Raw genomic sequence first — 11,673 nt, 5'->3', positions numbered from 1 at the left:
GGCCGGGTGCGCGGCGGCTCGCGAGGAACGCGGCGTGCGCGGCGGGGAGCACCAGCCAGGCGAGCGCGGCGGCGCGCCACAAGCCGGGCTGGGTGGCGGCGTCGGTCAGGAACGCGACGGTGATCATGCCGGCCGTGACCACGAGCGTGCCGATCAGGAGCACACGGTTGCGCAGGTACGCGTAGCCGAGGCCGAGACCGGTGAGGTTCAGGAGGGCGGCGCCGGAGACCGACTTCGGCGGCCCCGCGGGCTTGGGCGGCTCTGGCTGGGCGTAGGTGAACGGCTCGACGGCCGGTTCGTACGGGACATCGGGGACGATCGCGACAAGCTGGTCGAGTTCGATCGGCTCGTCGACCGGCGCCTGGTCGGGCGCCGAGGGTCTTTCTGGTGTGTCCATGACTTCCCCCAGAGATGTAGGTATCGCAAAGGAAACCACACCGATCCCGGGGATCCCCAGCAGGCGGGCCGATGGCTCACGCTGCCGGCGGCGGTCGCCCTCTCCACCGCGTGCGGAGGAGAGGGCGGCCGCCGCCAGTGTCCTGAACCGGTCTGTGCTCAGCCGCCGATCCCGACCACGGCGACCATCACCGGGAGCGCGAGCAGGATCAGCACCGAGCCGAGCACGTCGAACGAGATGCCCGACCGGATCATGTTCGTGATCGACACGGCGCCGGAGCCGTACACGACCGCGTTCTGCGGCGTGGAGACCGGCAGCATGAACCCGAACGACGCCGCGAACGTCGCCGCCAGCGCAGGCACGATCGGATCCACCCCCGCCCCGGCGGCGACGGAGATGACGATCGGCACGACGACCGACGCGGACGCCGTGTTGCTCGTCGTCTCCGAGACGATGACCGCGAGCACCACGGCGAAGATCGTGATGGTGACGCCCGTGCTGAGGCCGAGCGCCTCCGACGCGGAGGTGCCAAGCGTCTCGGCGAGGCCGGTGGAGCGCAGCAGCGAGCCGAAGATGATGCCGGTGCCGAACAGGACGATGGTGCCCCAGTCGATCTGGGCGGCGTCCCGCCAGCGCAGCGTGTACTCGCGCTGTGCCCAGTCGGTGGGCAGCAGGAACAGCAGGCTCGCGCCGAGCACCGCGACGATGCCCTCGTCGAGCCGCTCGCTGATCATGATGTAGGTCGCCGAGTCGTTGCCCGCTATCAGGGCCACGATGCCGGGCGTGATCCACAGCGCGACCGTGATCCCGAACGCGACCAGCGTGTTCTTCTCCGCGCGGGACAGCGGGCCCATGGCCTCGCGTTCGCTCGCGACGTAGTCCGCGACCCCGTCGATGCGCCGGATCTCCGGGCGGTTGAGCAGGAGCAGGACCACCGCGAGCACGACGAACATGAACAGGCAGATCGGCAGCGCCGCACCGACCCACTGCGCGAAGGAGATGCGTTCGCCGGTGGCCTCCTCGATCTGCGCGCGCCCGATCAGGTTGGGCGGGCTGCCGACCGGGGTCAGCAGGCCGCCGACGCTCGCGCCGTACGCCAGCATCAGCATGATCGCCGCACCGACCCTCAGCCGCAGCGGGTCGAAGTTCTCGGCGACGATTCCCCTCTCCTGCAACAGTTTCGCGATCACGGAGAGGATGCCGATCGCGGTCGGCAACAGCATGGCGACGGTCGCGGTGTTGGACACGAACGCCGAGAGGAGACAGGTGATGACGCCGAACGCGACGATCACGCCGGTGGTCGAGCTCCCCACCCTCGGCAGGGCGAGGATGCGGAACGCGAACCGCCGCGCGAGGCCGTGTTTGAGCATCGCCTGCGCGAGGATGAACGCGCCGATGAACGTGAAGATCGTCGACGAGCCGAACGGCCCGAGCACGTCGTCGACCGGCGCGACGTTCAGTACCACGACGACCGCGGTGCCGATCAGCCCGCCGATCGGGATCGGCACCGCCTCGGTGATCCACAGGACGATGACGCCGAGCAGCACACCCGCGAGCGTCTGCTGGTCACCGGGCAGGTCCAGTGGCAGCGCGAGGAAAACGACGGTGACCAGCGGCGCGAGCCACAGGCCCGTAGTGCGCCTGGCCTTCTCGAATCTCTCCTCGGCCGGCGTGAGCCGCTGTTCGCCGAGGCTGCGATAGGTCGCATGCCCAAGCAGCGCCTTGTCCACGTCCGTCCGGTTACTGGTCTGTTCGTCCGACACGGGCCCTCCAACGGATCGACGTTGATCCACGAGACCCCAATTCAACCGTGCGACGCAAGCCCCTCTCGCATGCTGATCTTGTAGCGCGCTGCCGCCGCGAGCAAGGCTCGGCGGCTGGCTGCCTTGTTCACGTGGCATGCCCTGTCTATGCGGGTACGTGCATGGCGCTTGACGGCCGCATGGCCACGCTGTCAGCGTCACGTAACGTAACCGCATAGAACAGGGAGTTGCCATGAAGCTGACGATGATCGCTGGCGGTGACTGTGGCCGCGACGACTGCCCCACGGTGTTCACAGCTGACACCGGTGACATTGTTGTACAAGGCTACGTAGTAGATAAGCAGACTCCAGACGATGAGGCTGTCGTCAAGATTCCGGCGAACGTGCTCAGGGAGGCCGCGCGTGCGCTTGGATGGTGACGCGTGGCGAGAGTTTTTCGACTCGTTTACCCAGGAGGCCTTCCGACTGGAGACCCTGCCCGCATATAGGGTAGGAAGCGAACAAGGTGAGTACGAAAAATTTCTGCGAACTGGGGAACTGAACATTCCTGACGATGATGCTTGGCTGACGCGGGTCCGCCATTTTCGCAAAACAGGCCGGACTGTCAGACGTGTTCATCTGATCAGTTGGCCGTTGACTGATTATCTGCGGTATGAGTTTTCGGTATATCGGTACACGGTGGCAGCCGGCGAAGACGTACGGATTATGGATACCACCAACCACCCGGACGTCCGACTGCCCGACCACGATTATTGGCTGTTCGACAATGAGGCAGTAGTCAGGATGGATTACTCCACCGACGGAACACAGCTTGGCCGGGAACTGCTCGAAAATATCGACCCCGCAACTTATATCGCATGGAAGGAGCTGGCCCTATTGCACAGCAAGCCCTTTTCTGCCTATGACTTGAAATAGTCTGTTGTATGAAACTTGACCCAAAGCAGGCCGGACGCGACCGCCAGAGTTTGACGAGCGCTCTCCGAAGCCTGCGGGATGCGTCGGGCCTGTCCGGCGAGCGCCTGGCCCGGCGCTGTGGCATGAGTCAAAGCAAAGTATCCCGAATCGAAACCGGCCGCTCATTGCCGTCCGTCACGGATGTGGAGCAGATCCTTACCGGCCTGGGAGTAGACGAGGTTACGCGTGAAGAGCTTCTAGCGCTGGCACGCGTAGCTAATGCCGAGTATCAGGACGTGAGAGCATCAGTGCGTCGCGGCTTGCACCATCGGCAGCGCGAGCTTGCATCTCTGGAAAACAACGCCACCCGGATCTGCTATTTTCTACCCGCCCTCATTGCCGGGCTTCTGCAGATGCCGGAGTACATGCACGCGGCAATGAATACTCCGGTAGAACCAGCCACCGCAGATACAGGTCCGGCAATTGCAATCAAACTCCGTCGACAGGCCGTGTTGCACGATGACAGCAAGTGTTTTGAATTCCTTCTTACCGAGTCCGCCCTTAGGTGGCGGCTGTGCGGACCGTCGGTCATGGCGACACAAGTCGACCGGCTGATATCGCTATCGAAGATGCCGAATGTGCACATAGGCGTACTTCCCTTGTCGGCAGATATCCCGGACGGCGCTTACCGCACCTTCGTGACCTACGACGCCCGCCTGGTAACTATCGAGCTTTTTACGGGCCAGTTGGTACTGCGCGATCCCAAAGACATTGCTCACTATCGTGCGTTATTTGATTTTTTCGCTGCACACGCTTTCTGGGGCGACGAGACTCGGGATTTCCTGGCCGAACTGGCCACGGAATTCAGGGATAGCAAGTAACTCAGAAACCAAGGGGGACTATGATCCGGCATATCGAGCCCGGACCAGAATTCGGGCAGCTATTCCGGACAAGACTCCACCGAAATTGTGCAACACAACAACTGGCGCGATGCCGCATGGCACCACGCCGTAAGACGGAATGCATTTGACACCGAAGAACAGTTCGGGCCCGTGTCTTCGCGGACCCACAACCCGGGTGTGAAAACATGCGCGCCATGAGCTACGAGACGCTGGTCCGGCTGCGAAACGACCCCGAAGCGAGCGGCACGGACCTGTTCGCCGCAGCTGGGGAGCTGCGGGACAGCTTCGTCCGCAGTGAGCACCTCATCGGGCTGCTGCCAGGGGACGCACCCGAGCTGCTCGTCGCGGCGCTCGAACGGGCGGGGCAGGCGGGCGTGGTGGACGCGTGGCTCGAGCTGGGCCGCCTGCTCGCTTACGGCGCGGCACCGTGGGCGCCCTACCCGGAGCGGGACGTCGCCGCGTCCATCGCGGCCTACCAGGAGGCCGACCGGGCGGGCTCGCTCACGGGTGCGCTCAGCTGGGTCAGGATCGCCTACTTCGCCAGCAGTGCCGACCACGAGTCGGACGCGGCCCGGCGGCTCGACGAGCTGCTGGCCGCGCACCCGGACGACCCGACGGTGCTGCTGCTGTCCGGATACCTGCGGTTCCAGGGCTACGGGTACCCCGTCGACCAGGAGGCCGCCGCGCGGTTCCACCTGGCGGCCGCCGAGCGGGGCAGCGCCGACGCCGCGTTCGAGATGAGCGTGCTGTACGCGACGGGCAGTGGCGTACCCGGCGACCAGGACGAGTCACTGCGGTGGACGTTCCGCGCCGCGGAGCTGGGCAGCGTGCGGGCAATGGGAAACCTCGGCGTCTTCCACGCGACCGGCCAGGGCGTCGACAAGGACCCGGCCATCGCACTCGACTGGTACGCGAAGGCCGCCGACGCGGGGCACCCGAACAGCGCGTTCACCGCGGGCGTCATGTGCCTGACCGGCGACGGCGGCCTCCCCGTCGACGAGGCCCGCGCGGCCACCTTCTTCGCCAGGGCAGAAGAACTCGGCTTCGACGTCGACGAGGAACTGGACTACATGGACCTGGCCCGCCCGAAGATCTAGGAAGTTGCCCGCCGCCGATGGGCGGGCAGGCCGCCGCACCTCGGCAGGCAGGCGGCAACGCCCCGACCGGCCGGTCCAGCACGACCAGGAAGCGCACGGACGCGACCAACGCCGTGCCATCGGACCTGCTTGGGCCGCGCCAACGCGCCGCACTGACCGACCTGGGTGCGCTGATCCGCGACTCGCCGCGGATCAGCGCATCTCGGACACCCTGGCCTGCGACGACGCTCGCGAAGGCCTGCCGGTCGCCCATGGCAAACTCGGCCAGGTGCAGATCGGGATGCTGGGACCGTTCGAGGTCCGCACGGACGGCGACACGTTCGCCGACGTGCCGGGCGCCCGGCTGCGTGGGCTGTTGATCGCCCTCGCGCTCGAACCTGGTCGCGTGGTCTCGAAGTCGGCTCTCGTCGACTGGATCTGGGGTGAGCACCCGCCCTCCGACGCGGCGAATGCCTTGCAGCGCTTGGTTTCCCGCCTGCGTAAGGTGCTGCCGGAGGGCCTGGTCGAAGGGCAGCAGGACGGCTACCGGCTCCGGGTGGCACCCGACGCCGTCGACGCCGTGCGGTTCGAACGGCTCGTCGCCAAGGCCCGCGACGACGAGGATCCCCGGCGGGTTCGGCTGTTGCGCGAGGCCGTCGCGCTGTGGCGCGGCGCGGCCCTGCAGGACGTCGGTCTGCAGGAGAGCGCGGCGTTCGACGCGGCGGTCACCCGGCTCGAGGCGCTGCGCCTGACGGTCATGGAGGACCGGTTCGACGCCGAGATCGGTCTTGGTCACGGCGCCACGCTCGTCACGGAACTGACCGACCTGGTGGCCGCGCACCCGATGCGGGAACGGCTTGTCTCCGCGCTGATGCGTGCCCTCGTCGCGACCGGCCGCGACACCGAGGCGCTGCTCGTGTACCAGCGCACGAGAGAGGCACTGGCCGACACGCTTGGCGTCGACCCGTCACCGGAACTGTCCGCGTTGCACGTCGCGCTGATGCGGGGCGAGCTGGGACGGCGGGAGGAGCACAGGAAGACCAACCTGCGTGCCGAGCTGACCAGCTTCGTCGGCAAGGACGCCGACGTCGCCACGGTCCGCGAGCTCATCGCGGACCACCGGCTGACCACCCTGATCGGGCCGGGCGGCGCCGGGAAGACCAGGCTGGCCACGGAAACCGCGCGCACCCTGCTCGGCGACCTGCCGGACGGCGCATGGCTGGTGGAACTCGCGGCCATCGGTGCGGACGGTGACGTCGCGCAGGCCTCGCTCGCCGGGCTCGGCCTCCGGGATGCCCTGCTCGGCGAGACACCGAACGCGGAGCCGACGGACCGGTTCGTCGCCGCGATCCGCGACCGGGAGACGCTGCTGATCCTGGACAACTGCGAGCACGTGATCGAGGCGGCCGCGGCGTTCGCCCATCGGGTGCTCGGGGAGTGCGGGCGGCTGCGGATCCTCGCGACGAGCAGGGAACCGCTCGGCATCACCGGTGAGACGCTGTGGCCGGTCGCGCCGCTGGCACTGCCGGCGGGCGCCACTCCCGGCGAGATCGAGTCCGCGCCCGCCGTCCGGCTGCTGCGGGACCGGGCGGGCGCGGTGCGCAAGGATCTCGACCTCGACGCGGGCACGTTGTCGACGATGGTGCGAATCTGCCGGGCGCTGGACGGGATGCCGCTGGCGATCGAGCTGGCCGCGGCCAGGTTGCGCACCATGTCCATCGATCAGCTCGCCAACCGGCTCGACGACCGGTTCCGGCTGCTGACCGGCGGTAGCCGCACCGCGTTGCCCCGGCACCGGACGCTGCGCGCGATGGTCGACTGGAGCTGGGAGCTGCTGACCGACGAGGAACGGACGGTCCTGTGCAGGCTCTCGGTGTTCTGGGGCGGGGCGAGCCTTGACGCGGCCGAGCGGGTCTGTGCCGGGAACGGGGTCGAGCAGGAGCAGGTGCTCGAGCTGCTCACCGCGCTGACCGAGAAGTCGCTGCTGGTCGCCGAAGGTGACAACGCGCCGCGCTACCGGATGCTCGGCACGATCAAGGAGTACGCCGCGCACCGCCTCGCGGAGGCAGGCGAGTCCTCGGCGGCGCGGCACGCGCATCTCGCCTACTTCACCGAGCTAGCCGAGACCGCGGACCCGCATCTTCGCCGCGCGGAACAGCTGGCATGGCTCGCCACACTCAAGGTCGAGCACGACAACATCAGCTCCGCGATGCGTGGCGCGCTCGCGGCCGGTGAGGCGCAGGCGGCGATGCGGCTCGCGGCGGGTGCTGGCTGGTACTGGTGGCTCGCCGGGCACAAGGCCGAGGGCATGGAGCTGCTCACCTCGGCCGCCGAGGTGCCGGGCGAGGTGGCCGACGGGACCCGCGCCTGGGTGTACGGCCTGCTCGTGACGTTCGCGAGCGCCGGGCTCGGCGACGAACACCAGGCGGCGGAGTGGATCCACAAGGCATACGAGTTCGGCCTGCGCAGCCGGTTCCGCAACCCGTTGCTGGGGTTGGTCATCCCGCTGGAACGCATGCTGGCGGAGCCGGACGCGGCCCTGTCCGCCTGGGAGGAATCGCTTTCCAGCGAGGATCCCTGGGTACGCGCGCTGGCCCGGCTGCACATCGGCAAGCTGCGGATCGGGCTCGGCCAGGACGGGCGGGAGGCGGACGCGTACTTCGAGACGGCGCTCGCCGACTTCCGCGCGATCGGCGAGCGGTTCGGGATCTCGTTCGCCCTGACCGAGCTGGCGGACCGCATCGCGACCCGCGGCGAGTTCGCCCGCGCGTGCGAGCACTACGAACAGGCGGTCGCGATCGTCACCGAAGTCGGTGCCATCGACGATGTCATCCGGATGCGGTCGCGACAGGCTCAGCTGTACTGGCTGCTGGGCGACAAGGACGCCGGCGCGGCCGCCATCGCCGAGGCCGAGCGGCTCGCGGAACGGGTCACCTGGCCGGATGCGCTGGCCATGCTGGCGCTCTCGAAGGCGGAGCTCGCCAGGTGGCGCGGCGACACCGACGAGGCACGCAGACAACTCGGCGTCGCGACAACCCTGTGGGGCGACGACGCTGAGCAGGCGGGCATCCGCGCCAAGACACACGAGCTGCTCGCCTACCTCGCCGAGGGGGTCGACGAGACCCGGTACCTCGCCGCGGCCTGCGAGGCGGCCGGCGAGGTGGGGTACGCGCCCATGATCGCGCAGGTGCTCGTCGGGGTCGCGGACCTGGCACTGCGCCGCGACCAGCCCGAGCAGGCCGCGCGGTTGCTGGCGGCGAGCACCGCCGTGCGCGGACTGGCGGACCGGGCCAACCCGGACATGGCCCGGATCGAGCAGGCGGCGCGAAGCCGCCTCGGCGACGCGGGGTACGCCGAGGCGGCTCGGGAGGGTACGGACGCGAGCTGGGACGAGTTGGTCGCGGTCACGCTCGCTTCTTGAACGTGGCACGCGCCCACAGGTACCCGACGAGCGCGATCCCGGCACACCAGGCGATGGCGGTGACCGCGTCACCGGTGTCCGGTGTGCCGCGCAGCAACCCGCGCATCGTCTCGATGATCGGTGTGAAGGGCTGGTACTCCGCGAACTGCCGCAGGCCCGGCCCCATCTTGTCCGCCGGCACGATCGCGCTGCTGAAGAACGGCAGCATGATCAGCGGCACGGAGGCGAGACCCGCCGTCTCCGGGGATTTCGCCGCCAGTCCCAACGCGACGGTGAACCAGGCGGTCGCGAAACCGAGCAGCACGACCATGCCGAGCACGCCGAGCCAGTCGAGGAAACCCGCCGCCGGGCTGAAGCCCAGCAGGAAGGCCACCCCGACGAGGGCCGCGATGGCGACCAGGTTGGTCAGCACACTGGCGACGACGTGACCGGTCAGCACCGCGCCACGGGAGACGTCCATGACCTTGAACCGGTTGATGATGCCCTTGGTCATGTCGGAGTTGACCGACGTCGCGGCCGCTCCCAGCCCGTAGCAGACGGCCAGCAGCATCAGCCCTGGCGTCGCGTAGTCGATGTAGTCGACCCCGACGTCGAACGCGTCTCCCATCATGTAGACGAACATCAGCATGATCACGATCGGCATCAGTACCGCGTTGAACACCGAGGTCGGGTTCCTCGCGATGTGCTTGGTGTTGCGCCGCAACATGACCAGCGAGTGGGACTTGGTGCTCATGCGGACAGAACCTCCGTGTCGTGGCCCGTCAGGGCGAGGAAGACGTCATCGAGATCGGGGGTGTGGACGGAGAACTCCTCGGCACTGATCGAGTACTCGTCGAGCCTGTCCAGCAGGCCCCGCAACGACTTCGTGCCGCCGTCGCCGGGCACCCGCAGGGCAAGTGCCTCGTCGTCCCGGGTGGAGCCGGTGAGGACCCGTGCCGCCGCGTCGAGCTCGGCGAGGGTGGTGAACCGGAGCCGGACGTGCGTCCCGGGGATCCGGCGCTTGAGCTCGTCGGGCGTGCCCTGCGCCACCAGGCGGCCGTTGTCGAGCACCGCGATCCGGTCGGCGAGCTGGTCGGCTTCCTCGAGGTACTGGGTGGTGAGGAAGATGGTCACGCCGTCGGCCACCAGCTCACGGATGATCGACCACATCGTGCGACGGCTGCGCGGGTCCAGCCCCGTCGTCGGCTCGTCGAGGAAGATGATCCTCGGGTTGCCGACGAGCGTCATCGCCAGATCCAGCTTCCTGCGCATCCCCCCGGAGTAGGTCGACGCGGGCTTGTGCGCCGACTCGACCAGGTCGAACCGTGCCAGCAGCTCCTGGACGATCCGCTTGCCGTCGCTGGCGGGCACCGGACTGAGGTCCACCATCAGCCGCAGGTTCTCCTGCCCCGTCAGCAGTTCGTCCACGGCCGCGAACTGACCGGTGACCCCGATTGCCGCCCGCACCGCCCTGGCCTCGGTGCCGATGTCGTGCCCGGCGACGCGCACCGTCCCACCGTCGGCGTTCATCAACGTGGTCAGCACGTTCACCGTCGTCGTCTTGCCCGCGCCGTTCGGGCCGAGCAGGGAGAACACCGTGCCAGAAGCAACCTCGAGATCGATGCCGTCGAGCACGACCTTGTCCCCGAAGGCCTTCCGCAGCCCTGAAACCGCAATCGCTGAACTTGTCATGTGACCACCATCGGCGCCCGGCCTGACACGGCCCCGCCACGGCTCTGACACCGGCCGTGTCAGAGCCGTGGCGGTGGCGTGTCAGGTCCGTCGGCGATCGTGGTCCTACCAACCGCACGACGAAGGAACACCGATGACTCAGACGGTTCCCATCCCGCACGGCCTTCCCATGGAGCGCGACGCGGGCCCCTTCGACCCGCCCAGCGCGATCACCCGGCTGCGTGCGGCCCGCCCGGTCAGCCCCATGGTCTTCCCCGACGGTCACGAGGGCTGGCTCGTCACCGGCTACGACGCGGTCCGCGGGCTCATGGCCGACACCCGGTTCAGCTCCCGCCAGGACATCGGCGTTCTCCACATGCCGTACGAGACCCCCGGCATGCCAACGCCCACCGAACCGTCCCCGCAGATCCCGGGCATGTTCATCGCCATGGACCCGCCGGACCACACCCGGCTGCGGAAGAGGCTCACCGGCGCCTTCACCGTGAAACGCATGAAGCAGCTCGAAGAGCACATCGTCGACGTCGTCGAGCGGCAACTGGACGAACTGGCGCGCCTCACCCCGCCGGTAGACCTGGTGAAGGAGTTCGCGCTGCCGGTGCCGTCACTGGTGATCTGCGAACTGCTCGGCGTCCCCTACGCGGACCGGGAGACCTTCCAGGCCAACTCCGCCAGGTTCCTCGTCAAGGACCAGTCGCTCGAGGAGAAGATGGCCGCGTACGGCGCGCTGACCACGTACCTGTCCGAACTGGTCACGAGCAAACGCACCGCCCCCGGCGACGACATCCTGTCCGACCTGGCCCGCCAGGACGACCTCACCATCGAGGAGCTGACCAGCGTCGCGTTCCTGCTGCTGCTCGCGGGCCACGAGACCACCGCCAACATGCTGGCGCTGGGCACCTTCGCGCTCCTGGAACACCCTGCGCAGCTGGCCGAGCTGCGCGCCGACCCGGAGCTGGTGCCCGACGCCGTCGAGGAACTGCTGCGTTACCTGTCCATCGCCGACATCTTCTTCCGCTACGCCACGGAGGACATCGAACTCGGCGGCGAAACCATCCCGGCGGGATCGACGGTCATCGTCTCGCTGCTGGCCGCCAACCACGACCCGGAGCGCTTCGGCAACCCCGACACCCTGGACATCCACCGCAAGGCCCGCGGGCACCTGTCCTTCGGCCACGGCATCCACCAGTGCCTCGGCCAGCAACTGGCCCGCATCGAGATGCGCGCCGGTTTCGAGGGACTGCTGCGCCGCTTCCCTACCCTTGCGCTCGCTGTCCCCGCAGGCGAGGTGGAACTCAGGACCGACATGAACATCTACGGCGTCCACGCGCTGCCGGTCACCTGGACGGAAAGCTCAGTCAGCTGATACCGAGGGGGCGGACCACCGTGGGCGCTGGCAGATCGTCGGGTATCCGGCATGGCCCGCGCGGGCCGTACATGGACATCGGCGCCTCCGGTGCCCACGGCGGCGGCAGAGTCAGGATCGCCCGGAGACACCACACCGCGTCCCCGTTGTGGTACTCCCACAAGACCGACGGCGGCCGGAACAAGTC

10 protein-coding genes are annotated in these 11,673 nt (G+C 68.2%); 6 read left to right on the top strand and 4 right to left on the bottom strand.

What is annotated here, in order from left to right; translation table 11 throughout:
- Positions 1-397, bottom strand: a 397-nt coding sequence (locus WBA97_RS16995; RefSeq protein ID WP_424231800.1) for a hypothetical protein, incomplete at its 3' end; no start/stop codon positions are given.
- A 158-nt stretch (positions 398-555) separates the two neighbouring features.
- A complete protein-coding gene (locus WBA97_RS16990; protein WP_424231799.1) occupies positions 556-2,160 on the bottom strand; it encodes an SLC13 family permease in 1,605 nt (534 codons plus the stop codon).
- 232 nt (positions 2,161-2,392) lie between these two features.
- On the opposite strand from WBA97_RS16990, the gene WBA97_RS16985 reads away from it, so the two are divergent.
- The 5 genes from WBA97_RS16985 (at position 2,393) to WBA97_RS16965 (ending at position 8,452) form a co-directional block, all read left to right on the top strand.
- Positions 2,393-2,578, top strand: coding sequence for a hypothetical protein (locus WBA97_RS16985; RefSeq protein ID WP_424231798.1), 186 nt, complete (start codon positions 2,393-2,395; stop codon positions 2,576-2,578).
- Positions 2,562-3,074, top strand: coding sequence for a DUF6879 family protein (locus WBA97_RS16980; protein ID WP_424231797.1), 513 nt, complete (start codon positions 2,562-2,564; stop codon positions 3,072-3,074). The genes WBA97_RS16985 and WBA97_RS16980 overlap by 17 nt, the downstream gene beginning before the upstream one ends.
- Before the next feature lie 8 nt (positions 3,075-3,082).
- A complete protein-coding gene (locus WBA97_RS16975) occupies positions 3,083-3,934 on the top strand; it encodes a helix-turn-helix domain-containing protein (RefSeq protein WP_424231796.1) in 852 nt (283 codons plus the stop codon).
- 215 nt (positions 3,935-4,149) lie between these two features.
- On the top strand, positions 4,150-5,052 hold the full coding sequence (locus WBA97_RS16970; protein WP_424231795.1) for a tetratricopeptide repeat protein: 903 nt from the start codon (positions 4,150-4,152) through the stop codon (positions 5,050-5,052).
- A 268-nt stretch (positions 5,053-5,320) separates the two neighbouring features.
- The gene (locus tag WBA97_RS16965; protein ID WP_424231794.1) at positions 5,321-8,452 is read left to right on the top strand and encodes a BTAD domain-containing putative transcriptional regulator; all 3,132 of its coding nucleotides are present in this window, start codon (positions 5,321-5,323) and stop codon (positions 8,450-8,452) included.
- On the opposite strand, the gene WBA97_RS16960 is transcribed toward WBA97_RS16965, so the two are convergent.
- Entirely contained in the window at positions 8,436-9,185 is a 750-nt protein-coding gene (locus tag WBA97_RS16960; protein WP_424231793.1) for an ABC transporter permease, read from the bottom strand. The genes WBA97_RS16965 and WBA97_RS16960 overlap by 17 nt on opposite strands.
- Positions 9,182-10,123: an ATP-binding cassette domain-containing protein gene (locus WBA97_RS16955; RefSeq protein ID WP_424231792.1), complete on the bottom strand. Its 942-nt coding sequence runs from the start codon at positions 10,121-10,123 to the stop codon at positions 9,182-9,184. Before WBA97_RS16955 ends, WBA97_RS16960 begins: the two co-directional genes overlap by 4 nt.
- A 133-nt stretch (positions 10,124-10,256) precedes the next feature.
- Here WBA97_RS16955 and WBA97_RS16950 point away from each other — a divergent pair, with 133 nt between their 5' ends.
- The gene (locus tag WBA97_RS16950) at positions 10,257-11,486 is read left to right on the top strand and encodes a cytochrome P450 (RefSeq protein WP_424231791.1); all 1,230 of its coding nucleotides are present in this window, start codon (positions 10,257-10,259) and stop codon (positions 11,484-11,486) included.
- Positions 11,487-11,673 lie beyond the last annotated feature (187 nt).

The organism is Actinophytocola sp. (assembly GCF_049647105.1).
In the GTDB taxonomy this organism is placed as follows: Bacteria; Actinomycetota; Actinomycetes; order Mycobacteriales; family Pseudonocardiaceae; genus Actinophytocola.
This window is presented reverse-complemented; position numbering and strand designations above follow the sequence as displayed.